Source organism: Limnospira sp. PMC 1279.21 (genome assembly GCF_032349615.1).
Classification (GTDB): Bacteria; Cyanobacteriota; Cyanobacteriia; order Cyanobacteriales; family Microcoleaceae; genus Limnospira; species Limnospira fusiformis.
On record NZ_JARPLU010000419.1, the window covers coordinates 1 to 1,102 of the forward strand.

Here is a 1,102-nt window from a genome sequence, read left to right on the forward strand (position 1 = left end):
ATTTCGGGCATTGCATCCCTATTTCACTCCTAAACGTCTCGCACGCATAATATGATTTCACCAATAGACGTTGCAACCTTCGTGCCTTTGCGTCCTGTCCCGATTTAGCTGCTTGAAATATCCTCTTTTGGAGTTTGAAAACTTTTCGCTGGACTTTCGCCCATGGAATTGCTTTCCATGCGTTTTTCGTAGTCTTGATTGGTTTGGGTTTACCAAAGCCTTTCTTTAAACTCGCTTGCGCCATATATGCTCCTATTAGACTCTATTCTTGACAATCAAACCGCAACCTGTCAGCATATCCCTACCATTACAGTCGGGCGTTGGCTTCTGGTCACATCTCACATCCTCTAAGACTTGCGGTTACACTTATCCCTACTGATATCTCGACCAGATATTCAGAGTCTAAGAGGACTTAAAACGTTCCGTTTATATGGGCATTCCATCTTTAGATTTGTCCTATCCACCGGGGTACTTTTAAAGGTCTGTGTAGGTGTCTTGTAGAAAACCCTACTATTCCCCTTACCCTTTTGGGTGCAGCGTGTCAACCTGTTTCGCTGCTTCATAATTACGATGGTTCAAGCCAGACATTCGGTTTCCCTAATCATGGATGGTTGGCAGTGGTCTCGCTTCTGGTATTGGGTTATACCTCGGAGCCTTCCGTTCCCCGCTTCAATCCTGGGGTTGTGTATCCCAAAACTGGGGGTAGCTATCGCCGTTACTCTCAACGCAATTGTTAAGGAATCATTAAGATTTCAGTTTTTGCGTTTTGACCTTGAGTTCCCTGCCTTGTTCTGTGTATTTCTATACAAAACGTCGGGACATATAAACAGTTATGAGGATGGTCAGGAGTGCGCTCCTTATATTCAACCAAGGGGTTGAAATCCTCACCAGGCGGTTATTTCGGGTATTGCAACCCTATTTCATGCCTGAACGTCTCGGTTATGGTCGAAAGATAAGTCACCTTCCCCAACTCCAATTCAAAACCGTGCTTGCGAGTTTCCCAGCACACGGCTCCTGATGTGGATACCCCTTTTGACATCGGGAAAAGGGTAACGACTCCCTGCTTTTGTGATTTCAACTTTTGGAGCTAAATACAACATCA

At 45.0% G+C, this 1,102-nt stretch carries 1 protein-coding gene; it reads right to left on the reverse strand.

Features of this window, described 5'->3' with window-relative positions:
- Positions 1–244, reverse strand: a 244-nt coding sequence (locus P5683_RS25110; protein ID WP_006668169.1) for a reverse transcriptase N-terminal domain-containing protein, incomplete at its 3' end; no start/stop codon positions are given.
- Between the last annotated feature and the right edge of the window lie 858 nt (positions 245–1,102).